General features: G+C 46.7%; 16 protein-coding genes. 3 read left to right on the top strand and 13 right to left on the bottom strand.

Annotation, left to right across the window (positions count from 1 at the left end; all coding sequences use genetic code 11):
* Positions 1-10: 10 nt before the first annotated feature.
* Positions 11-442: a VOC family protein gene (locus tag CHA6605_RS02175; RefSeq protein WP_015157914.1), complete on the top strand. Its 432-nt coding sequence runs from the start codon at positions 11-13 to the stop codon at positions 440-442.
* A 183-nt stretch (positions 443-625) separates the two neighbouring features.
* On the opposite strand, the gene CHA6605_RS02170 is transcribed toward CHA6605_RS02175, so the two are convergent.
* The 6 genes from CHA6605_RS02170 to CHA6605_RS02145 form a co-directional block, all read right to left on the bottom strand.
* On the bottom strand, positions 626-817 hold the full coding sequence (locus CHA6605_RS02170) for an acetyltransferase (RefSeq protein ID WP_232432166.1): 192 nt from the start codon (positions 815-817) through the stop codon (positions 626-628).
* A gap of 67 nt (positions 818-884) precedes the next feature.
* Positions 885-2,066 carry a glycosyltransferase family 2 protein gene (locus tag CHA6605_RS02165; RefSeq protein WP_015157912.1) on the bottom strand — a complete coding sequence of 394 codons (1,182 nt, stop codon included), beginning with the start codon at positions 2,064-2,066 and terminating at the stop codon, positions 885-887.
* A 25-nt stretch (positions 2,067-2,091) separates the two neighbouring features.
* Positions 2,092-2,652, bottom strand: coding sequence for a hypothetical protein (locus CHA6605_RS02160; protein ID WP_157259725.1), 561 nt, complete (start codon positions 2,650-2,652; stop codon positions 2,092-2,094).
* 235 nt (positions 2,653-2,887) lie between these two features.
* Positions 2,888-3,262, bottom strand: a complete 375-nt coding sequence (locus CHA6605_RS02155; protein ID WP_015157910.1) for a photosystem I reaction center subunit IV — start codon at positions 3,260-3,262, stop codon at positions 2,888-2,890.
* 269 nt (positions 3,263-3,531) lie between these two features.
* The gene (gene gorA / locus CHA6605_RS02150) at positions 3,532-4,881 is read right to left on the bottom strand and encodes a glutathione-disulfide reductase (RefSeq protein WP_015157909.1); all 1,350 of its coding nucleotides are present in this window, start codon (positions 4,879-4,881) and stop codon (positions 3,532-3,534) included.
* A gap of 269 nt (positions 4,882-5,150) precedes the next feature.
* Entirely contained in the window at positions 5,151-5,690 is a 540-nt protein-coding gene (locus CHA6605_RS02145) for a peroxiredoxin (RefSeq protein ID WP_015157908.1), read from the bottom strand.
* 242 nt (positions 5,691-5,932) lie between these two features.
* Between CHA6605_RS02145 and CHA6605_RS02140 the strand changes: the two genes are divergently transcribed.
* Positions 5,933-6,364: a Fur family transcriptional regulator gene (locus tag CHA6605_RS02140; RefSeq protein WP_015157907.1), complete on the top strand. Its 432-nt coding sequence runs from the start codon at positions 5,933-5,935 to the stop codon at positions 6,362-6,364.
* Between the two features lie 127 nt (positions 6,365-6,491).
* Here the strand turns inward: CHA6605_RS02140 and CHA6605_RS02135 are convergent, their stop codons facing one another.
* Positions 6,492-7,454 carry a glycosyltransferase family 9 protein gene (locus CHA6605_RS02135; protein WP_015157906.1) on the bottom strand — a complete coding sequence of 321 codons (963 nt, stop codon included), beginning with the start codon at positions 7,452-7,454 and terminating at the stop codon, positions 6,492-6,494.
* Positions 7,455-7,604: 150 nt separating this feature from the next.
* Entirely contained in the window at positions 7,605-8,699 is a 1,095-nt protein-coding gene (locus CHA6605_RS35345) for a GNAT family N-acetyltransferase (protein WP_015157905.1), read from the bottom strand.
* Between the two features lie 55 nt (positions 8,700-8,754).
* Here CHA6605_RS35345 and CHA6605_RS02125 point away from each other — a divergent pair, with 55 nt between their 5' ends.
* Positions 8,755-9,588, top strand: a complete 834-nt coding sequence (locus tag CHA6605_RS02125; RefSeq protein ID WP_015157904.1) for a TIGR02452 family protein — start codon at positions 8,755-8,757, stop codon at positions 9,586-9,588.
* Between the two features lie 79 nt (positions 9,589-9,667).
* On the opposite strand, the gene xth is transcribed toward CHA6605_RS02125, so the two are convergent.
* From xth to CHA6605_RS31155, 5 genes are all read right to left on the bottom strand, one after another.
* Positions 9,668-10,459, bottom strand: coding sequence for an exodeoxyribonuclease III (gene xth / locus CHA6605_RS02120; RefSeq protein ID WP_015157903.1), 792 nt, complete (start codon positions 10,457-10,459; stop codon positions 9,668-9,670).
* Between the two features lie 126 nt (positions 10,460-10,585).
* A complete protein-coding gene (locus tag CHA6605_RS02115; RefSeq protein WP_015157902.1) occupies positions 10,586-10,930 on the bottom strand; it encodes a DUF952 domain-containing protein in 345 nt (114 codons plus the stop codon).
* A gap of 5 nt (positions 10,931-10,935) precedes the next feature.
* Entirely contained in the window at positions 10,936-11,187 is a 252-nt protein-coding gene (locus tag CHA6605_RS02110; protein WP_015157901.1) for a (2Fe-2S) ferredoxin domain-containing protein, read from the bottom strand.
* A 149-nt stretch (positions 11,188-11,336) separates the two neighbouring features.
* Positions 11,337-12,821 carry a response regulator gene (locus CHA6605_RS02105; RefSeq protein WP_015157900.1) on the bottom strand — a complete coding sequence of 495 codons (1,485 nt, stop codon included), beginning with the start codon at positions 12,819-12,821 and terminating at the stop codon, positions 11,337-11,339.
* A gap of 429 nt (positions 12,822-13,250) precedes the next feature.
* On the bottom strand, positions 13,251-21,650 hold the full coding sequence (locus CHA6605_RS31155) for a PAS domain-containing protein (RefSeq protein ID WP_157259723.1): 8,400 nt from the start codon (positions 21,648-21,650) through the stop codon (positions 13,251-13,253).
* Positions 21,651-21,657 lie beyond the last annotated feature (7 nt).

The raw sequence follows: 21,657 nt of genomic DNA, 5'->3' as shown, positions 1-21,657 counted from the left end.
AGGAGTTATGATGCTTGTCGGCAAGATTATTCGGATCGCTCGACCGACCGATCGACTAAATGAAGTTGTCAAATTTTACACCCATAGTCTAGGATTGCAAATTCTCGATCGATTTGAAAATCATCAGGGATTTGATGGTGTGATGGTGGGGTTGCCAGGATTGGCTTATCACCTGGAGTTTGTTCACCAACAGGGGCATGTGGTGGGTCGCGCTCCCACACTAGATAACCTGCTTGTATTCTATATTCCAGATCCGCAAGAGTGGCAACAGGCGATCGATCGATTCCAAGAGAGCGGGTACGCGCCCGTAAAGTCTTACAATCCTTACTGGGACAAAAATGGAGTCACTTTTGAAGATCCAGATGGTTATCGGGTGGTTTTAGAAAATACAGGTTGGGATGTTGGTGAAAGTTCTGTCAAAAACAATACAGAAACGATGTGATAGATAAGCAAATTGGCCGATTTTGAAGGGTTTAGCTTGTTTGCTCACAAGTTCCTCATCTTTACAAGTCATACTTTAAATTTTTAGCTCAAACTAGAGCGGACGAAGATCCGACGATTGCAATCGTCGGATCTTCGTCCGCAGCCGCTCGGTAGTTTCCGTCGATCGAATGTATGGATCGCTCTAGTTGGCTGAGTTAGAAGTTCGATAGTCGGGGTCGATCCAGCAACGTGGTAACTCTTCACCCGATGCAAATATGAGATCCTGCTTGGGGAAGGGTGTAGGATCTTGTTCTTCTTGACCTTCTTGAATTCTGCCCTCGACTTCATTTTTGAGTGGATTGAACAGAGTTTCCAGATCTTTGATTTCGACCATGGTATCAGAGCTTTTATTTTGAAGAAACATTGTCAGTTAGGAATAAAGGACAGAGTGGGTGTGAAAATTAGCCGACAGCACGATCTTTGAGGAGTGCCAGTCGTTGGCGAAGTTCGGTAATTGCGGTCTTAATATCGATCGGTTGCCAGTGCATCGGTGCATTTTGATGTTGATACTGGGTGACTTGCTCGAATAATCTGCCAAATGTTTGCGATCGATCGAGTTCTGTCCGCAACCAGTCAGCACAAACGCCCAATTTGCTAGCAATCGGCTCTAATTCTTTAACCGAAACCTGATATCCATCCAAGAGTTTATGCCACATGGAGCGTAACTTGCGACGCGAGCCAAAGCGGGAGGCGATCGCCTCTGCTGGTTCGACTTTAAATGAGGTATCGACGGACATTTGAGTCCATTTGCTCAACTGGTTGGCTAATCCGACTGGCGATCGTCCGGATGCTCTAGCAGAGGTAATTACCTGCACGCGAGGACTGTGCCTAAACCGAGCGTTGACGCGGAGCAGGGACTGATAAAAGGCTTCATCTTCCGGCGTGCGTACCGGAGGAATACCGCCAGCTTTGGCATACATTTCGGCGGTAACAGCCAGACTCGCACCATAATGTTGGTAATGTCGCGGCAAGGGATCGTAGGGGTCAGGATCGAGATGATACTCCATCTGCGCCACTAGCGATCGATAGCCGACTTCTTGCAAAAAGTAAGTCCGAGCTTGTCGTGAGAGGTTGTGACGGCTACGGCGATCGGTGAGAATGCGACCGCCAACAGCATCTACACCCGCATTAATCTCGTCGATGGTGGCGGCAATCCACGTTGGAGCGACCCTACTATCGCCATCAGTGGAGGCAATAATGCCACGCTGACGCCCTAAACTCATCAAACGGCGATACGCTTCATCCATCAACAGTTTGCGCACATAGCCAATATAGGCGTGCTCTGGTGGCAATGTCATCTCGGCGACATGGATGGGTAGCTGAGGATGTTCTAGGGCAAACTTCCGGGCGATCGCTGCTGAATCATCAGCACAGTTATTCGCTAAAATAATCAGCTCGTAACGGTTTGGATCTAAAGGTTTGCCCTGGGTATCGGTCTGGTGAGCGAGTGCTAAGAGTGTTTCTCGAAGTGTTTGTGCTTCGTCTTTGACTGGGATGATGACGCTAACCTCACATTTAGCTAGCGGTGGGACGCTAGTTAAAGATGTGTGGAAATCGCTAACATCAACAGATTGAATAATCATGTTTTTTGATGAAATATTCAGTTGATTAGCTCGCTTTCCGAATGGTATCTTTGAGATCGTTGGCCGACTCTTTGATATCTTTACCTGTATTTTTAGCGTTTTGCTTCAGCTCATCTACACCGGAACTGAGGTCGTCTGCAAATGTTTTAGTATTGCCTTTAAGATTGTTGTATCCTCTTTCGGTACCCTTGGCGACGTCTTCTGCGGTTTCTTTGGCAGAACGGGTGACACCTTTAGCACCATCGGCTACTCTTTCGGGAATACCGCGACCGTCTAATTGTTTGCCAAGTTGTTTGAAGGGATTAGTAACGTTCTTTTGCAGTTCGTCAGATTGCTTGATATTACGTTCGGCTTTGGCAGCAGCTTCGGATGTATCCATGCGGGGATCGACATCGCTATAGTTATTCATGCCGCCTTCAGGCTTTTCGATCGTCTTATATAGTTCGGTAACTTTACCTGGGCCTGGGTTAGCTGGGTTGGGACGAACGCCACTACCAGAGGTCATTTTTTCGCCCTCAGTTGTGGGATTACCGCCGCAGGCAGTAGTAGTAATTAATAGCATGACTGCGAATAAACTTAGTGTCATTTTGATAAATGACTTAAATTTAATAGACAGTACTGTTTTTTTTAGTGCTTTAATTATGTTAACCATTGTTCGCAAAATTCATCTTTACTACAGGGTTATCATATCTAATTTGCTCTCATAACTCACAGCTTCTAAAGACAGACTATCAAATCTATCTTTAGGTAGAGACGTGCAAAAATAGGTAGGGGAAATCACACGATTTCCCCTACCTATTTTCAAAATTTTAATAATATTATTAGCGCGCTTCTGTGCCTTGGTTGGGCGAACCTTCAACGTAGGGATCGTCTACGGATGGTGCTTCTGGTTCGGCTCCGGGGCTGACATTTCCTTTCATGTTACCAGAACCAGTGCGGCGGGTGGCTGGCTCGATCGTGGTTTGTTTGCCGCCAGATGCAGCAGTTGAGAGAGTTTTTTTGCTGGGTGCGGCGGTTTCTTGTAGCTCGTGCAATCCAAAGTTATTGGTGTTGACGCCTGCATAGTTAACTTTTTCAAACCGGACGATTACTGGATATTTAATTCCACTTTTGTCCATGGCAGCCACGATACCTTCTTCGCGATACCAGTAAGATTCCTGTCTGAGTATCCGAACTTTAGAACCACGTTCGATCATGAGATTGTCCTCGCTAATATTTAGCTCTATTTATGTTACTTTTGAGCTGCTATTATGTTATCAAGCCACTACGCGATCGAGTGTCTACCTTTTGATAGATAACATTAGTTTTGGATATAAAATCTATATTTATAATGATGAAAAATCATCCTTAGCTCCTGCAACATCCCAGCAGCCGATCCCGAATTTAGTTTAACCGATCGATTCTCTTTGAGTTGCTTGGTTTCTAGAAAGCAAGGATGAGGCACTGCTCTCTAGAAATGGGCTACCTAGCGCATGGTGACAAATTCTTCAGCGGAGCTGGGGTGGATGCCTACGGTGGCATCAAAATCGGCTTTCTTCGCGCCCATTTTGACGGCGATAGCTACGCCTTGAATGATTTCTGCGGCGTGATCGCCAACCATGTGTGCGCCGAGAATGCGATCGGTTTTGCTATCTACTACCAGTTTCATCAGGGTGCGATCCTGTTTATTTGGTAGGACATAGTACATCGGACGGAAATTACTCCGGTAGATTTTGATGTTATCGCCGTGCATTTCTCGCGCTTCTTCTTCGGTTAAACCGACGGTGGCTGCTTCGGGAGTGGTGAATACGGCTGTCGGAATATCGGCATAGTTCATGACGCGGGGTTTGTTGCCAAATACCGTATCGGCAAATGCACGACCTTCGTTGACAGCTACGGGTGTAAGCTGGATCTCATCGGTACAGTCGCCCACGGCGTAGATATTTTCTACATTCGTCTGGCTGCTTGCATCGACCAAGATTGCTCCTTCATGGGTTTTGACGTTGACATTTTCTAGCCCTAAGTTAGCGGTATTCGGCTTGCGTCCTAAAGCAGCTAAACTGATGGCATCGGCTAAAACTGTCTGTTTGCCATCTTTGGTGATAACAGTGACGCTCACGCCATTATCGGTTTTTTCGATCGATAGATCTTGGGCGTTATTGATAATATTCACGCCATGACGGATCATGCCTTCTTGGACTGCCGATCGAATGTCGCTATCGAAACTCCGTAAAATCAGCTCGGGGCGAATAATCTGGGTAACTTCGGTACCCAATCCGTTCATAATGCAAGCAAACTCACAGCCGATATAACCAGCACCCAGAATCACGATTTTCTTGGGTTGGGTGGGTAAATAAAACATCTCGTCGGAGATCAGCGCGTGTTCGATCCCTGGAATTTCTGGACGAAACGGATATCCGCCAACAGCAATCAAAATCTTATCGGCGGTAACGGTGCGCTCGCCTACTTGCAGCGTATGATTGTCGATAAACTTCGCGCGTGCGGGAATAACTTCTACTTTGGATTTATCCAGCATCGTTTGATAAATCCCATTGAGCCGGAGTAACTCATTATCGATCGAGGCAATCATTTTCGGCCAGTCTAGCTGACTGTTAACTGCACTCCAACCATAACCTTCGGCATCGGTGAATAATTCTGGAAAGTGCGAAGCGTACACCATCAGCTTCTTGGGAATACAGCCACGATTGACGCAGGTACCACCGAGCTTACTATACTCAGCAACACCTACCTTGGCACCATATTCTGCTGCACGACGTGCTGTAGCAATCCCGCCAGAGCCGCCACCAATTACGAATAGGTCAAAATCATAACTCATGTCTTGTATGTCCTTCTTGCCCAAAATTTGGAAATGTAGCGAATCTGTGGTGTAATCGATCCAGGTTGACTCAAGATCGAGATATTCGATAGCTATTATTTAATTTAACGCTTACTGGCTAGTTGAGACTGATAGTAAATCCGATGGGATTACCCATCACCAATTTACCTCGTTCTTAGAGTCTAGAAGAGGAAACTGGGATGGGATAAACTTATTGCTGCATGACTGGTTTAAATAGAGGTTGGTTAGTCTCAACCAACCCCCAGTAACTAACCTTTGACGCTTTTCAAATAATTTAGCATCGTATTGACATCGGAAACTTCAAAAGGATCGGTTTCACAGTTGTCACTGTAACCAGGTTCGATGAATGCTTGCTCGACTTTGCCGTCATTGACGACCATCGAGTAACGCCAAGACCGCATTCCAAAACCCAAGTTGGATTTTTCGACCAACATCCCGATTTTACGGCTGAATTCACCATTCCCGTCGGGTAATAGCTTGACGTTTTTCACTTCCATGTTTTTACCCCATTGGAACATCACAAAAGCATCATTGACGGATACACAGTAGATTTCGTCAATACCCAATGATTTGATTTCGTCGTATGCGGCATCGTAACCAGGGAGGTGGCTAGTAGAGCAGGTAGGGGTAAAGGCACCAGGGAGGGAGAAGACAACTACTCTTTTACCTGCGAAGATATCTTGTGTAGTCGTGTCCTGCCATTTGTAGGGGTTTGGCCCTTCGACCGACTCGTCGCGCACGCGAGTCTTAAATACAACGTTGGGCACTTGTTGATTGACTACAGCCATGATTTACTCCTAAATTTAATTAAATATTTTCAGCGCAAAGTCGTTCGCGACAACTGGCCACCGAGCGATCTAAGCTCACATATCTCAGAATAATTCTAATTTAGGAATAAGTCAAGAGTCATAATTAAACTTAATTAAGAATATTTAAAATTTAACGAGCGTTCTGGGAAATTCGGGATTATAATTGGTGGTAACAGTACCTCTCTACTAGCCACTAGTTTCTAGTCCCTAGTTCCCCCGCAATGAGCCAATCAACAGACGCGATCGTCCAAACACTCAAAGCTAAAGGCTTGCGGGTCACACCGCAACGATTCGCCGTGTATGCCAATCTCCTCTCACGTAACGATCATCCCACAGTCGAACAACTGCTGGTGGATTTAAATCAATATTGCCCTGTCTCTTCGCAAGCGACGATTTATAGCTCCTTGCAAGCTTTGCGCGCGGCAGGATTGATCCGCGAAGTATTGCTCGAAGCTGGCGTATCGCGCTACGATGCGATCGTCGGACCGCACCATCATTTCCACTGTCAACAATGTGGCACGATCGAGGATATCGGCTGGGATGAGCTGCCTGTAGTAAAATTCGATCGACTCCGAGCGGGTCTTAAGGCGCAGACATACGAAATTACCGTGCGCGGATATTGCGATCGATGTAGTCAAGCAGATAGTGAGTAGTGCCCTGCTCTAAAAATAGATGGTGGGCAGTGCCCACCATCTATTTTTATCTCTTCCCAAAAAAATAGTGTTATCGATTTAATAAACGATCGTCACCAAGACTTAACCCTGACATTTCAACTCAAACCTATCCCTTCCAAATCTTCTCCAGAATATCTGATGGCGGAATATCGGCGAGCTTTCCTGTGCGGGATTTGATCGCGATCGATCGACCATTTTCGGGTAATAATTTGGCTGGGTCGGATGGGCCAAATAGGGCGATCGTATACGTACCAACGGCTACGGCTAGGTGCATCGGGCCGCTATTGGTACATAACATCAGATTGGCACCTGCGATCGTGGCTGCGAGTTTGCCGATATCTGGGGGGCTAATTACTTTTAGAGCCGGACAAAGTGTTAATAGTGCTTCGATAAACTCGCCATCATCGGGGCCTTCGATAACTGCGACGGGGATATTGGGTTGCCGAGTTTGCAAGTCTTTGACAATCTGTTGCCACTGTTTGACGGGATAAATGCGATCTACACCCAGAGTGCGATCCGGCTTATTTTCGCCCCCATGAATCAGCACGTAACCACTCTCTTTTATCCCCAGTCGTTGCTGTTCGGCTTCTGCCCAGTCGATATCCGCTTTAGGAACATTGATGCCCACAGCCGGACAAGGGTCGGTTATATTCAAACCTCTAACCAGATCGTGAAACATCTGCGCCGCATATTGGTTGAGATTTAGCGAGACTGGATTGGAAAGAAATAATTTACTCGCACCAACATCAAAACCAATACGGACGGGAATGCCTGTCAACCACAGGAGCAAGCCGACACCAAACCGTCGCCCCAAAGACATGGCGACATCGTACTCGCTATCGCGGATGATACCCAAAAGATTGCCCCAGTCAGCGGGGCCATTAACATCTTTGAAATCGAAGGGAATAACTTTATGGACAGACTTGGAAACACGGTATGCGGAAGTCGATCGAGGTTCGACGACGACATCAATTTCTGCGTCTGGGTAACGTCCTTTGAGATTATCGATTGTGGGGAAGAAAAGGATTTGGTCGCCAATTCCACCAGGGACAAGAGCCAGGATACGCATTTGCACTCAAGTTACTGCTGTATTTACGATCGATTTTAGCAGGAATAGGGCGTGGTAGTAGGATCTTTGGTAACAGTCTTCACATAGCAGCGATCGAGGTTTACCGATTTTTTACCCTCGAAGCGATACCTATGACGCAAAGTTGCGCTGTTAGTCGTAGCGATAAATCATATTGAATGACGATATACCAGTGCGATTGAGAATTTCGCTACCATCGACTTTCACAAAACCCGCACGCTGGTATAAATTAATAACTGGGTTATTGGCTCGAACGCTCAAAGAAATCGCAGGATAGAGACTGCTGGCTAATTCGATCGTTTGTATTAATAATTTAGTACCAATTCCTTTGCCTCGATGTTCGGGCAATACAGCTATTGCTAATTCTGGAATCCCCTCATCGACATAACCAAATCCGCGATTGTTGCTAGGAAATAATCGCAACCAAGCAGCACCTAGCGCGTGTGTATTATCGATCGCTACCAATCCAAAATCGCCACTTTTACCCCAATCTTTGACATATCGATCGAGAGCGGGATTTTCACGCACGGTATCTACCGATGATTCGTGTGCGGCATACATCAGCATCGTCCACAAAATTGACTCATCTTGGTTAGTTAAAGTGCGAATATTATAGTCTGCTATTTGTAAAATTAGTTGATGTTGCTGCCATATTTCTAGAGATACATCTGGCAAAGAATGTAAAACTTCATCCCACGATCGCGAGGTCTGAAGAACTTCGATAACTATTGGTAGCGGTTCTGAAAAAATATTACCAAAATCAGCTTCTTGCGGCAGTCTAATCTCATAAGCTAGTTGCTCTTGTGGTGGAGTAAATCGAGCATTAACCCCCTCGCGATTGCCACGCGAATCGACGCGATACCAACCAATTTGTGGTAAGCAAATAGCATTTAAACCGTGTAAAGTATAAGGTGCGCCTAGATCGTCAATACTCAATCTTTGATAGCACAAGCCAGCCGGAATATTATTGGCGCGGAGTAATGCCGCAAGGAGATGACTTTTGGCAAAGCAATATCCCGTTCTATATTTGAGGACGTCGGAGGCGCGACAGGTGACGGGGTTCATCTGGTAGTCGTGACTGTGATGAATTTCATCGCGCACCCATTCAAAACAAGCTTTGGCAATCTCTGGGGTGGTTTGATGTGTGGAGGCAATTTGATGGGCTAGTGCTAAAATGTCTGGATGTTGCCAATCGATTATTTCACTAGATTTTAGATATTTTTGCATATATTTAGATATTGCTACTGTTGGGTTTTCTCGTTCCAAGCAAACGAATCAAATTATGTCGCTCAAAAATACTGCTCAAGAAACACTAAGTATCCTTAAAGCCGGGAAATATATTAATAGTGTCGGAAAAACTGTTGAATTTATGGCGGCACAACAGATGGCAGTTAAGAAAACGGTTTTATATCCACCACAACAGTCATCGGCATTACTAGCACAACCAGCGGCTGGTACATTCGATCGACAACCCACGATCGAAGTCACCAGTGAAACAACTCAAGTTGCCGCCCAGCGACTCGTACAATCCGAAGGATGTCACGATTTGGTACTGTTGAGCTTCGCCTCAGCGCGGAATCCGGGCGGTGGCTTCATTAACGGTGCCAAAGCTCAGGAAGAAGATTTGGCGCGTTGTTCGGGCATCTATCCCTGTCTGCTGACTCAACCCGCCTACTATGATGCCAATCGACAGGGTGAATCGCTACTGTATACGGATAATGTCATCTATTCGCCCAACGTACCCTGGATTCGCATCCGCAATCGGGAGTTAATCGATGATATTTTTCTGGCATCGGTAATTACCGCACCCGCACCCAACGCGGGGCAAGCTTTGCGGCGCGATCCTACTTGTGGTGACGAAATTGTGGCAACACTCAGGCGACGTGCGGGAATCGTGCTGGCGATCGCCCGCGATAATGGACATCGATCGTTATTGCTCGGAGCTTGGGGTTGTGGGGTATTTGGCAACGATCCTAGCATGGTAGCCGATGCGTTCGGACAATGGCTGAGTGATCCACGCTTTTTGGGTTGTTTCGATCGAGTCGTGTTTGCGATTTATACTTCTAAAAGCAATGTAGACACACTCACAGCATTTCAACAGCGGTTTAGCAACTAAGCAAAATCGGTAAAGTGCTATTAATGTAATCGTTGCTTGTGCTAGTAGATTAGCTGTGGCGAGCACGATGCCCGATCGATTAAAGTTCGACAATTACAGGTGCGTGATCGCTGGGTTGGACTAGCTTACGCGGCTCGATATCGATCGAACAACTAATAGCCCGATCGAATAAATCTGGTGTCAGATAAAGATGGTCGATACGCCAACCGCGATTGCGTTCAAACCCCTGTTGGCGATAGTCCCACCAACTAAAATGTCCGCCAGTAGTTGTAAATTTACGGAAGCTATCTTGAAAGCCTAAATCTAGTACAGATTTGCGTAATAAGTCTCTTTCGGCGGAAGTTGCCATCACTCGATCTAACGAGACAGTTTTGCTATGAATATCGATATCTTCGAGTGCAATATTAAAGTCGCCACAGACGCAAATTGACTGCTGACCGGATGCAATAATGGTTTTTAAATACTCACCCAACAACTCCAACCACCGCAGCTTATAGACGTATTTATCGCTGTCGATCGTATTCCCATTCGGGACGTAAAGATTGACGATCCGCACGCCATCGAGAGTACCAGCAATTACTCGCTTTTGCTCGTCCAAATCGCCAACTAATTCTGGTGATAAAACGCCGCCAAAACCAATACTGACATCTGTTAGCGGCTGTTTGCCAAACATGGCGACACCATTATATGATTTCTGCCCAGAGATATAAGCATGATATCCACAAGCGGCGATCGCCGCGATCGGAAATTGTTCGTCGGTGGCTTTACTTTCTTGAATGCAAAGAACATCAACCGGATTTTGTTGCAACCAATTAGTAACAATATCTAGCCGCGTCCGAATCGAGTTGACATTCCAAGTAGCAATCTGCATTTTAGAGGGTAGAGGGTAGGGGGTAGGGGGTAGGGGGTAGGTGTTAGGCTTTAGGCTTTAGGCTTTAGGCTTTAGGCTTTAGGGATAATAAAGTAGTTTCAATTATTAATTATCAATTATTAATTATCAATTATCTAACTCTTTTGGCAATATAAATAAACCATCTGCATCAGATTCGAGATCGACAACTCTAATTACTGCATCGATATTTAATTCGCCGTAGATGTGTGGGAATAAATTGTTTGGATCTGCGCCTTCGTAGCGAATTTCTGGCGTAACTCGATCGACATCAATTACCAGAATTACTAAATCTTTAAGACCCTTAAAAAATCGATTTGCAGAACCGACAACTTGAGCCAGAGTCGAACAATGAATGAATCCTTCAGTTGCTAATGTATCGCTGTTATAACTACCCAAATTTTTGGCTTTTGTCCATAGATCGCGCTGGGTAATATGTAAGATTGTGTTCATGTATTTTAGGTAGATTCGCACTTCTCGGTGCTGGCTGTGATAATTTTCGATACATCTTGAGGTCGAACGTGATAATACCATATTCTGGCTGGTAATACTAATACCATTGGCCCATTGCCACAATTACCCAGACAACCGCAACCTTCGTAATTAATTTCTGAAATATTAAGCGTGCGAAATGCTGTCAATATATCTGCTGCGCCTTGTTTTTTACAGGTACGATTTTGACAAATCAGAATGCAAGTTTTTTCTTCCATAAATATAGCGATCGCTACAATTTATCTAGATTTTATCCGATTTCTAAGTAGCCAAGTGTCTTTTTTTGTACTTATATCGTCTGTAACCTAGATGGTGGGCACCGCCCACCCTACTCGTTGGATGAATTGGCTCTCCAATCCCCAATCCCCTACCCCAACCACTGCTGAATAGTTTGATTGAGTTGTTTGAGCTTAACTGGTTTGGTGAGATAGTCATTGGCACCTGCACTCAAGCATTTGTCGCGATCTCCTTCCATGGCTAGAGCTGTGAGCGCGACGATGGGAATGCTTGTTAGTTGGGGATGTTCGCGAATGCGAGAGATTGCCTCTAAGCCGTCCATTCCAGGCATTTGAATATCCATCAAAATGAGATCGGGACAGTGTTTTTGGGCGAGTTTTAGTGCTGATTCGCCATCTTGAGCGACAATCGGACGATAGCCTTTGACGGTGAGGTAGCTAGAAATCGTATTGATATTTAGTTCGTTATCTTCGACGATGAGAATCAGTGGTGGTTCGATTGCTTCCTCGACGATAGTTTCGGAAATAGTACCGAGATAGTCAGGCGAGCGGCTAGGCTCGCTTTGAGGCTCAAAAACCAGACAGGTATGTGGCAGTGATACGGCAATATGGGTACCCTGACCGATAATACTTTGACAAGTGAGCGTACCGCCATGCAATTCGACGATCGGATTGACGAGCATTAAGCCTAAGCCGACATGGTGGCTATCGTTGGTGTAGCCTTGCATGGGGAGGCTCGGAAGGATCGGTTGAAATAATTCATCTTCGCTAGCAACAGGAATCTCTTTACTAGTGTCGCTCACAGCAAAATGAATGGATGATTTGGCACCCGCTATCGTCCCTTCTGGCTGGCGAGTCACTGTTAGTTTCACCTGACCGCCAATGGGGGTGGCATCGATCGCTCGATCGAGTAAGTTAATTAATACTTGGCGCATCCGCTGAAGATCGACGCGAATCATGCCAGCATCGGTAGGGATGTGTGTATCTAGTTGGATCTGTTTTTGGATGGCATGGTGTTTGACAAAGCTGGCACTAAACTGACAGAGTTCTACCACCGAAACCTGCGTCAGCTCTAGTTCTAGTTTACCGACTTGAATTTGAGACAGATCTGTCATGTTATTCACAAGTGCGAGCAAATACCCGCCACTGCGATCGATCGTCGTGACGGCATTAAGTTGTCGTTCGTTCATGACACCGAAGACTTCTTCTAATAATGCTTCTGACATGCCCAAAATGCCATTGAGGGGGTTGCGAAATTCATGGCTGAGGGTGGCAATAAACTCGTCGGTGAAGTAGTTAGTTGCCGCAATAGATGGGCTTTGGATAGATTGCAATAATTGTGGATAACATTGTTCGAGTTCGGTTATTTTTGTGGTAACTCCGGCTCGAACGTAGCAATCGTAAGCATCTTGCAAATATACTGCGGCGATTTTCTCTTTACCCCACGCTGCATAAAAATTACTGGCGCGTTCGTTGGCGATCGCTTCTGCTTCGGGAGAGTGAGCGGATTGAGCTGCTAGAATCGCTCGTTCTATTCGATCGATCTCGATCGCATATTCTTCCAAAGTTTTTGCTTGCGCTGCTTCTATAAATTCATATTCATCCTGACAATTCATGAGCAAAAATTCAAGCTATTACTTTTACTTACGGTAGATTTTTGAAAGTTTAAATTTATAGTTAGATCGGAGCGAGCTATGCCGATCGATATGATGTATGACAATAGCAGATTCTACTTGATTATTTATGGTTCGTATAAATTAATTCGATCGCTTTGAATTGGAAAGCTGAGCCTCCAGAATTAGAAATCATAATTAGTAATTATTAAATTCGTATCTCTGTGCTAGATTTGGCGATCGATGAGTGTCATGCAAGCTGGTTAAATCCAGTAATCGATTTAACACTACATATTAAGTATACCCAAATTGTGCGCCGATCGATGTGAGCGGGATCTAGGCTTTAGGCTTTAGGCTTTAGGCTTTAGGCTTTAGGCTTTAGGCTTTAGGCTTTAGGCTTTAGGCAAACGCTTGCGTCCCCCCCTCCCCTCCCTAATTAAGGTCCAAGCACTCCTGAATATGCTGGTGGAGTTCGCGCAGTTTGACTGGCTTAGTGAGGTATTTATCGGCATCGTAGTTCGAGCATTTTTCGCGTTCGCCGATCGTGGAGAGGGTGGTGAGGGCGATAATCGGGATGTGAACTTGGGGGGAATGTTGGCGAATCCACTCGATGGTAGCGATGCTATCGAGTCCAGGCATGTGAATATTCATCAAAATCAGGGCGGGACGAGGGCTGTGTGCGATTGACGCAGTGGCGCAACAGCCCTCCAGAATGGACATCGCCTGCGCTCCGGTTTGAGCCACCATGACGCGATAGCCGATAGCCATTAGATAGCTAGAGAAGGTATCGATCGTGACTCGATCATCTTCAATTAGCAAGATCTGTGGAGCCGTCCAGACGTGTAAGTGCGGACGATCGACCGCAGCTAACGCCGAACGCTGCCTGCTATCTAGATTTACCGCGTTAGATGGACTGTAAGTTTGGGGCAGCATGACTGTAAAGCAACTACCGCGATTTACTTGGCTATCGACAGTAATTTGACCGCCGTGTAATTCGGTAATTTGTTTGACGAGCACAAGTCCCAATCCAGTCCCTTGATATTTGCGAGCCAGACGGCTATCGATCTGGATAAAGGGTTGAAACAGCTTGGCTCGATCGACATCGCTGATGCCAATCCCCGTGTCGCTGACGGCAAAACACAGACAATAATCTTGGGAACGCTCGGCAGCACTCATGGGAGCGAGGGGTTCGGCCCAGACCGAAAGCTTGATTAGCCCCCCTTGATGCGTAAATTTGACAGCATTATTGAGTAAGTTGATTAAAACTTGACGCATCCGCCGTTCGTCAACCGCGATGAGATCTAGATTTGTGGGGAGATCGGTATCGATCTGAATCTGCTTTTTAATCGCCTGTTGTTTGACTAAAGTCAGACTCGATCGACATAATTCGGCTAGAGCAACCTCAGCGATATTCAGTTCGAGTTTGCCCGCAGCAATTTTGGAGACATCGAGAATATCGTTAATTACCGATAATAAATGCTCGCCGCTGCGCTCGATCGTCGAGATCGAGTTAAGTTGTTTGGGATTGAGAGCACCGAATACTTCGTCTAGCAAGGCTTCAGACATTCCCAAAATCGCATTGAGCGGCGTGCGGAGTTCGTGACTCATAATCGCGAGAAACTCGTCCTTAAGGCGCGTGGCCTCCTGAAGTTCCTGGATGGTCGCTTCGAGCTGAAGATTAGTGTGGTGGAGGGTGTCTTCAGCTTGCTTGCGATCGGTAATATTAATTAATAAACCATTCATTAATATCGGTCGGCCAGCTTCATCGCACAGAGGCGTAAAAATATCGTAAACCCAAATTATCTCCCCAGCAGCGGTAATTAACCGATACTCGACCGCACCACTACGATTGTTTTTAATCGCCTCCTTAAAGAAGATGCGGGTTATCTCGAAATCATCTGGATGGACGTGCTGTTGCCAAAAATCATCTAAAACGAGCCACTCTTCCATCGTATAGCCAAATAATGAGAGTGCGCGATCGCTGACAAAACTAAATCGCTTGGTGCGGAGATCGTATTCCCAGACGACTCCATCGATCGATTGAATTAGGCTGTAATATTTGCGTTGCGATCGAGCCAGCTCTGCTTCTACTTGTTTGCGAGCGGTAATATCTGTAGATACGCCGCCGAGTGCATAAGGCTTACCCTCCTCGTCGATCAGTGCAAATTTGTTAGAAATATAGGTATGTTCTGTACCATCAGGATGGATAACTAGCTCTTCTAACGTTTTAGCTAGACCGGATCTCATAATGGCTAGATCTGTTTCCCGCGATTGTTTGGCGATCTCGAAGGGGAAAATGTCATCATCGGTGTGCCCTAAGATTAAGTGTAAATTCCCATCCATCAAATCGATACAAGTTTGATTGACCAGCAGATAGCGTCCCTCCAAATCTTTGAGATACATTGCTGCTGATGAATTGTCGATAAATCCCTCGATTTGCTGTTGGCGTTTGCGGAGTTCGGATTCATCGGCTTGACGCTTCATCTCGGCGGCAATGCGATCGGCAAACAGTTGGATGATAAATTGTAAAGCCGAAATATCTGCGGGTAACGGCTGGGTATCGATGATGCCGAGATTGCCAAAAATCTGGCCTTCAAAATCGCGGATTGATACGCTGAGGTAACTTTCACCTTGCAAACTGGCAATGATGGGGGCGTTGGGAAAATGTAACTGGAGGTTGTCGGGAAAAATTCCCCAATCATTTTGGTAAGTAATGCCGCAAGGATTATCCGCTAAATCTAGTTCGGAACCTGCTACAAATTCGGTGCCCGTCCAGAGGGATACCACTTCAGTCTTAGTTGCCGATCGATCGCTCGGTTTGGCCAAAAAAGCATACTGGACGCCAAAGCTGTCGGCGAGATAGCGAATGCAGGCTTGATAAAAATCGATCCCCGTCTTGCCCTCCGCCGACCAAGATACGATCGCTTGGAGGGCATCTTCTTGGCGTTGGCGTTCTTGTTGTGCGGCTTTTTGGGCGGTAATATCTAACAATACCCCATCCCAGACAATCGACTCATCGAGTTGTCGCTCTGGACGGGAGACGCATTTAATCCATTTAATCTCTCCAGAATTTAGGATTGCTCGACCTTCCCAAAATTTAGGCGTTAGATTTTGGGCAGATTCTACCATCGTACTGTGATAATCTAGCGCATCCCCTGGATGCATCATCTTCAACAGAGAGTTGGCATCAGCCATGACTGCTGCGGGGGAAATTTCAAATAGATCCCAGCAGCCCGAACTCATATATGGATAACTGAGGTGTCCATCTGGAGCCAATCGGAATTGATAGATAACGCCAGGAATATTATCTGCTAACTTCTGGTAGCGAGCTTCGGACTGACGCAGGGCGATTTCAGCGAGCTGGCGTTCGTGTAAAGCGGCTTGCTGTTCGGTCACATCTACCAAAATCCCATCCCATACCATTCTTTCGCCCAGAGGCTGCGCCAATGTGCCATTGGGAGTATCGATCTGTCGGGATTCGCCGCGAATCCATTTGGTTTTCCCTGTCGGGGTAGAGATGCGTCCTTGCCACATCCATGACTTGCCCAATTTAGTGGCCTTTTTAATCGATCGATCGAAGCTAGGGCGGTCTGCTGGTAAGATTTGGGCTAACAAGACCGCAAGATCGTCCACTACTACATCCGGCAAAATCTCAAAGATTTCGTAAAATCTGGCACTTACATAATTGAGTCGATGAGTACCCTCAGCGGTAACCTCAAACTGATAGAGCGCGCCCGGTACATTGGAGACGAGTTGGTGATATCGTTCTTCTGATTCGCGCAGGGCGATTTCCATCGATTTTCGATCGGTAATATCTCGACAGATGCAGATTAGTTGCCCGTTGTCAAGCAAAAATAAAGTTACTTCTTCATTGAAAGTGCTACCATCCTTGCGAATCGCGACAGCTTCGCCACGCCATTGCCGTGATGTGCCGACAGCAGGAAAGGCAGTGGTTTCAAACTCTTGAATTTGGGCAGGTGAATAGAGACACTGCCAATCTCGATCGAGCATTTCGGCGACGCTATAGCCAAACATCTCGGTATGGCTCTGATTGACATAAATAAAGCGACCGCCATCGAGGATCGCAAAGCCATCTAAAGATGCTTCGATCGCCGCAGAACGTTGGACGACAGATTCGTGGAGTTGAGCGTTGTGGAGCGCGATCGCGGCTTGGGTACACAAAAACGAAATCGCAGTTTTGTGGTTATCTGTAAATAAATCGGGGATCTGGCGGTGTTCGAGATACAATACGCCCAAAACCATGTCCTGCTTGACGATCGGCAATGCCAATACACTGGGCGGCTGATGTTTGAGCAAGTAGAGATCGGGCACCTCTAATGGTTGTCTGGCATCGAAGACGACAGTAGCTTGAGTATTTTTAATCCAATAAATTAGGTTAGCTGGATATGCGTCGCTATTTATCAGTGCCGGACACAGGGCTGTAGTGGCAATTTCCGCAGCCTTGAGAGTGGAAATCGAACGAATCTGCCAGTTATCCTGACGATCGGGCAACGCCAAGATACAGGTTTGAGCACCAGAATTTTGGAGGATGACTTGGCTCAGTTGGTGGATCAGTTCTTCGAGTTCGAGGTTGCCAGATAGAGCTTGAGCCGATTGAATTACCGAAACCAAATCTAAAGTTGCACCTTGACAACTAGCGAGATCGGACGAATTGGTAATTTTGGCTAGGGTACACAGGGAATTAAATTCTAGCTGCTGTGCTTGCAGGATCGGCGCAAGCAGTTGAGGATAGCGGCGTTCTAAGTCATTAGTTTTGGCTTTAGCACCCCAACGCGCATAGCAATAATAGGCATCCTGCATGTACACCGCTGCGATTTTGACTTTACCCCAATCGAGATAAAACTTCGCCGCTAATTCGTTAGCTAAGGCTTCTTCTTGTAGATACTCATTTGCCTTAGCATTGGCGATCGCCCGATCGTATAATTCGATCGCTTGGGTAAAATCTGCCAATACCCGACATTTTTCGGCTGCCACCAGATCGTGCTGATGTTGAAAATTAGCAGGCATCAAGCGCGCTCGTTTGCCTAACTCGCTCTGAGTCTCATCGACGCGTTGGAGTAATTGTTTTTGAATTCGCTCGGCTTGTTGGGGATACGATGCCAAGCGTGTAAGAGCATCGAATAGCCAAATCCGCGCGATCGAATAACCACCTTTGGCAGAATATTCATAAGGTAATTGAGCGTTTGCATAGATGAGCGCGGCAGAAATATCTTCAAAGTGATAAGCCAGTAAAGTTTGAAAACCATACATCGTCGATAACAGAATGGCTTCATTTTTAGCTTGCCATTGAGATACTAATGACAGCTCATCTTGCCCCTTGAAAATATCGATCGGTCGAGTGGATGGGATGTGTAAATTCTCGATCGTTTGGCGCATCAAATCGAAAAACTGTTGGCTATTCTCATCCTTAGATATAACGATTAATTTTTCTAACGGCTCAATTCGATCGACTAACTCATCTAAAGGAATGCCAGCGTAGAATCTCGTCGCGATCGAGACACCAGCATTGATGCCGATATACTGAAGATTGCTACTATCCATCGCCATGCGCACACTCTCATCCAACAGTGGAATTGTAGTTCGCAATCGCTCTTGCCAAGGTTTTGTATACCAAGCCGCAACTACTTTGACTCGTGCCGAAATCGATGGATGCCCAAATCGATCGACTAAAATCGTTGCCAATTGCCCCAGCCGATAAGTCTGTTTTAATTCGCCCAATCCAGATATGACAATGCAATATGTAACATAAAAACTCGCCGCCCAAGGGCTATTGCCATCGAGTAAAGTCAGCCGAATCCCGACCATACTCAATACTGCCATCAATTCTTGAGAACAGAAAAAAGCGGGAGCCTGCATCAAATCTAAGATCCGCAGCTTCGCCATCTTTACCGGATCGTCGATCTGGGGCAAATCTAACAATTGTCGATCGGATTTGCCAGCTAAAGCAAGCTTCGTTTTCGCTAATTCCCTAACAATCGTCAATCGATCGGGTGTTGGCGATAACTTAATGCCCAACTGGTGCAGAATTTCCAATCCCCGCGCAACCGCCGCTTGGTGCTGCTGGCGGATCGCATGAAAATGGATCGTCGTTTCATAAGCTTTGACTCGATCGATCGGCGTTCGCGTCCGCTCCAAAACAATTTGCACTAATCTAGGCACCGATTCCAAGTCACCGCTGAGTAACGCCGCATCCGCTAAGGTTTCATGGAGTGCTAGCGTCAACAGATATTGCTGCGTCCATCCCGAAACACCCAAAATCTCCGTACCGATCTGTGCATAACTAAAGGCTGCACCATAAGCATTGGTAGCTCTAGCTTTACACGCCGCCTGGAGATTCAATTCTGCCACCAGCACGCGTTCGGACGGTTCCGAGATCGCACCGATCGCTTTATTAAAATGACTGACAATCTCAAACAACTTTGCCAACGGCTGTCGCTCTGACGCATGAGCGAGCAATAACCGCCCGATCTGTAAATGCGTTTGTTGTCGCCGACTCTCTGGAATCAACGAGTACGCAGCTTGCTGAACGCGATCGTGGAGGAAGCGGAAGAGTGGAGCGGGGAGTGGGAGAGTCGGGGAGTGGGGGAGTCGGGGAGTGGGGGAGTGGAGAGGATCGGGATCGTGACTCGCACCAGCGTAATCTTGTAAATCTTGTGAATCCTGTAAATCCCGATCGAATTGGTATATGTAACTACTAGGCAAGATCGACCCAGCTTGCAATCCCTCCCAGAGTGCTGTAGCTGTGTCCGCTGTAGACTGTTCGGAGACGATCGATAGTGTCTCCAAGTCGAACTTTTCACCGATACAAGCGGCTAATTTCAGCAGATTCTGGGTGGCTGGGGGCAATTTTTGCAACTGTGCTGCCATAAATTCCACCACATTATCGCTCAGTGCCAAAGCTTGTACCCGCAAGATATCGCACTCCCAATAGCCTTTAGCGTTAAACCAAATCTCGCCATCGGCGTGTAATGCCTTGAGAAACTGGATAATAAAAAAAGGATTGCCTTCAGTTTTGAGATAGATTAATTCGGTTAGCGGTTGCGCGCGGTGCGGCGAACAACGGAGAGTATCCGCCACCAATCGATCGGTATCGTCGAAAGTTAGGGGTGCTAAAGTAATAGTGCGCACATTCTGTCCAGCTTCTGGCAATTTGGCAACTGTCAACATCAATGGATGGCTGGGTGAGACTTCATTGTCCCGATACGCTCCGACAATCAATAAATGTCCCGTCCCTTGCAGCAACAATTCGATCGACTCTAAAGACGCCGAATCTGCCCACTGCAAGTCATCCAAGAAAATCGTCAATGGATGCTCTGGCTGGGCAAATACCTCGATCGCTTTTTGGAATAACAACTTAAAGCGATTTTGGGCTGCGGTTCCCGATAGCTCCGTCACGGGTGGTTGACAGCCGATAATCCTTTCTAGCTCTGGAATAGCTGCACATAGTACCCTGCCATTGTCGCCCACTGCTGTCAAAATCCGACTCTTCCAGGCTGCCAATCGCGCGTCACTTTCATTCATTAGTTGCCCAATTAAGTCCCGCAAGGCGCAGACGAAACCCCACAGCGGCAGATCGCGATTGAATTGGTCGAATTTGCCTCTAATAAAATAGCCATGATGACGAGTTATCGGTTTGTGGACTTCATTGATAACAGCAGTTTTGCCAATCCCCGAACCTCCCGCCACCAATACCAATTCGCTACTCCCCGCCGCCATGTCAGCAACAGCAGCCATCAAAGTGGCGATCGCCGATTCGCGCCCATACAGATGTTCGGGAATTACAAACCGATCGCTCAGATCCCGCTCGCCCAATTCAAACTTCGCGATCGTTCCCGTCGCTTGCCATTGGCTGAGACACTGCTTCAAGTCATACTTAAGTCCTAAAGCACTCTGATATCGATCTTCAGCATTTTTGGCCATCAGTTTGGCCACGATTTGAGCGATAACGGATGGTACGGTGAGGTTGACTCGATCGACACTTACTGCTGCCCGATTGAGATGAGCGTGGATTAACTCGATCGGATCGCGCTCCTCAAATGGCAATCTACCCGTCAGCAGTTCGTATAAAGTCACACCCACCGCATAAAAGTCGCTCCGATAATCGATGCCCCGATTCATTCGTCCCGTTTGTTCGGGCGGCATATATGCCAAGGTTCCTGCCAATAAATCTGGACTCAGCAACTCTGGAGTTTCTCGCTCCAACAGCGACGCAATGCTAAAGTCAATCAGCTTCACCTGTTGGGTAGTCGGATTAATTAGAATATTCGCAGGTTTGAGATCTTTATGTACGAGCCGCTTTTGTCCGAGTGCGTGCAATGTATCGGCAATTTGAATTGCGATCTTCAGGACATCACTGACGGCTAAATAATGCACACCTTCAACGACTTCACCCACCTGGTATCGATACCGCTCTAAAGATATCCCCCCAAAATCCTCCATTACCAGCGCATAACCGCGATCGTAAGTCTCCAAACTATACACGCGCACGATCCCCGACAGATCTAACTCCTTGGCGGTGGTGGAGCCTCTGTCTTGACTCGCTTCCACGATCGGGAGCAAGTCGCTCCCCTGGAGAATCGCATATTGATGGCGAAAATCCTGCAACTCGCGTGCGGTGGGATATACCGATGCCAAAATCTTAATCGCTACAGGATCGGACTCCGCCCCCAGCTCCTGTCCCATGCGGATCGCCCGATACACTACAGTTTTGGCATCGCGATACAACTCCTCGATCGGATGATACCCACTCAGGTGAAAGTTAAAGCCACTCATCGTCATAATTCCCGATCCGCGATCGCTGATTGATTCCAACCTGCTC

The organism is Chamaesiphon minutus PCC 6605 (assembly GCF_000317145.1).
Lineage (GTDB): Bacteria > Cyanobacteriota > Cyanobacteriia > Cyanobacteriales > Chamaesiphonaceae > Chamaesiphon > Chamaesiphon minutus.
Note: the sequence above shows the minus strand (reverse complement) of the source record. Positions and strands in the feature narration are given on the sequence as shown.

Excerpts from the sequence above, each read along its gene's own strand:
- CHA6605_RS02165 (WP_015157912.1), bottom strand. The coding sequence starts at position 2,066 with ATGATTATTCAATCTGTTGATGTTAGCGATTTCCACACATCTTTAACT.
- CHA6605_RS02115 (WP_015157902.1), bottom strand. The coding sequence starts at position 10,930 with ATGAACACAATCTTACATATTACCCAGCGCGATCTATGGACAAAAGCC.
- CHA6605_RS02140 (WP_015157907.1), top strand. The coding sequence starts at position 5,933 with ATGAGCCAATCAACAGACGCGATCGTCCAAACACTCAAAGCTAAAGGC.
- CHA6605_RS02105 (WP_015157900.1), bottom strand. The coding sequence starts at position 12,821 with ATGAATTGTCAGGATGAATATGAATTTATAGAAGCAGCGCAAGCAAAA.
- CHA6605_RS02175 (WP_015157914.1), top strand. The coding sequence starts at position 11 with ATGCTTGTCGGCAAGATTATTCGGATCGCTCGACCGACCGATCGACTA.
- CHA6605_RS02125 (WP_015157904.1), top strand. The coding sequence starts at position 8,755 with ATGTCGCTCAAAAATACTGCTCAAGAAACACTAAGTATCCTTAAAGCC.
- CHA6605_RS02145 (WP_015157908.1), bottom strand. The coding sequence starts at position 5,690 with ATGGCTGTAGTCAATCAACAAGTGCCCAACGTTGTATTTAAGACTCGC.
- CHA6605_RS02110 (WP_015157901.1), bottom strand. The coding sequence starts at position 11,187 with ATGGAAGAAAAAACTTGCATTCTGATTTGTCAAAATCGTACCTGTAAA.
- gorA (WP_015157909.1), bottom strand. The coding sequence starts at position 4,881 with ATGAGTTATGATTTTGACCTATTCGTAATTGGTGGCGGCTCTGGCGGG.
- CHA6605_RS02135 (WP_015157906.1), bottom strand. The coding sequence starts at position 7,454 with ATGCGTATCCTGGCTCTTGTCCCTGGTGGAATTGGCGACCAAATCCTT.
- CHA6605_RS35345 (WP_015157905.1), bottom strand. The coding sequence starts at position 8,699 with ATGCAAAAATATCTAAAATCTAGTGAAATAATCGATTGGCAACATCCA.
- CHA6605_RS02170 (WP_232432166.1), bottom strand. The coding sequence starts at position 817 with ATGGTCGAAATCAAAGATCTGGAAACTCTGTTCAATCCACTCAAAAAT.
- xth (WP_015157903.1), bottom strand. The coding sequence starts at position 10,459 with ATGCAGATTGCTACTTGGAATGTCAACTCGATTCGGACGCGGCTAGAT.
- CHA6605_RS02155 (WP_015157910.1), bottom strand. The coding sequence starts at position 3,262 with ATGATCGAACGTGGTTCTAAAGTTCGGATACTCAGACAGGAATCTTAC.
- CHA6605_RS02160 (WP_157259725.1), bottom strand. The coding sequence starts at position 2,652 with ATGACACTAAGTTTATTCGCAGTCATGCTATTAATTACTACTACTGCC.